This window comes from Herbaspirillum sp. VT-16-41 (assembly GCF_001994935.1).
Taxonomy (GTDB): domain Bacteria; phylum Pseudomonadota; class Gammaproteobacteria; order Burkholderiales; family Burkholderiaceae_D; genus Herbaspirillum; species Herbaspirillum frisingense.
In genome coordinates this window covers 1-1,231 of the sequence record NZ_MUXB01000124.1, presented here as the reverse complement: position 1 = coordinate 1,231, position 1,231 = coordinate 1, and the positions used below count along the sequence as shown (strand labels likewise).

The window sequence follows — 1,231 nt, the reverse complement described above, 5'->3', positions numbered from 1 at the left end:
GGCGGGCACTGCGCACCATGGCCAACAGCGCTGCCAGCACCGCACCGGCCACGCCCAGCGCCGGGAACAGCTTGGTCACGGGCCACTTGGCGTAGTTGTCGAACCAGGCACCGGCGACCACTTCCACCGTCTTGGCCAGGGGGGTGAAGGCACTGTTGGCGTCCGGCATGGAGGTGATGCGGTAGCCCGGCATCTGGGCCACCCAGAAGCCGCCAGCCACGAACAGCAGCACCGTCACCAGCGCCGCACCGATGACGGTCTTGCGCGAACGTTCGCCCACGGCGGCCTCGGTCTTGACGAAGGCGAAGGCCGCACCGTGCATCAGCAGCATGGCCACCGACAACAGGCCGGCCAGCAGGCCGAAGGGATTCAACAGGGCAAAGAAGCTGCCGGTGTATTCGACCCGCATGGTGTCGTCATAGTGGAAGGGCACGCCCAAGAGCAGATTGCCGAAGGCCACGCCGCAGATCAGGGGCGGCACGAAGCCACCGATGAACAGCCCCCAGTCCCAGGCATTGCGCCAGCGCGGATCGGCCACTTTGCTGCGGTAGTCGAATCCCACCGGACGGAAGAACAGCGAAAACAGCAAGATCATCAGGGCGATGTAGAAGCCCGAGAAGGCGGTGGCATACACCAGCGGCCAGGCCGCGAAGGTAGCACCGCCAGCGGTGATGAACCAGGTCTGGTTGCCTTCCCAGGTGGGGCCGATGGAGTTGATCAGGATGCGCCGCTCGGTATCGTTCTTACCGGCGAAGGGCAGCATCATACCCACGCCGAAGTCGAAGCCGTCGGTGAGCGCAAAGCCGATGATGAGTACGCCGACGAAGGCCCACCAGGTCAGCTTGAGTGTTTCGTAATCGAAGATCATTCTGCTTTCCTCATTTCTTCTGGTGGCTTAGTGGCGGTTGCCAGCATTGGCGGACGGGTTCAGGGGCGGCGGCAGGACATCGTCGGGGCCGCTTTGCTTGCCCTTGGTTTCCCAGTAGTACTGGCCGGTATGCAGGCTGCTCGGCCCCAGGCGGGCGTACTTGACCATCAGGATCATCTCCACCACCAGCAGGAAGGTGTAGAACAGGATGAAACCGGCCAGGCTGAAGTACAGGCTGCCCGGTTGCAGCGAGGAGGCCGACAGGTGGGTCGGCAGGATGCCGGCGATGGTCCAGGGCTGGCGACCGTATTCGGCCACGATCCAGCCCAGCTCGGCGGCGATCCAGGGCAGCGGGATGGCGAT

2 protein-coding genes are annotated in these 1,231 nt (G+C 64.2%); both read right to left on the bottom strand.

Going from position 1 to position 1,231, the window contains the following annotated elements:
- Positions 1–868 (bottom strand): cytochrome d ubiquinol oxidase subunit II (cydB, locus tag BTM36_RS19650; RefSeq protein ID WP_077237622.1); only part of this gene is annotated, 868 nt, incomplete at its 3' end.
- 27 nt (positions 869–895) lie between these two features.
- Positions 896–1,231: cytochrome ubiquinol oxidase subunit I (locus tag BTM36_RS19645; RefSeq protein ID WP_174616883.1), on the bottom strand; the 336-nt coding region annotated here is incomplete at its 5' end.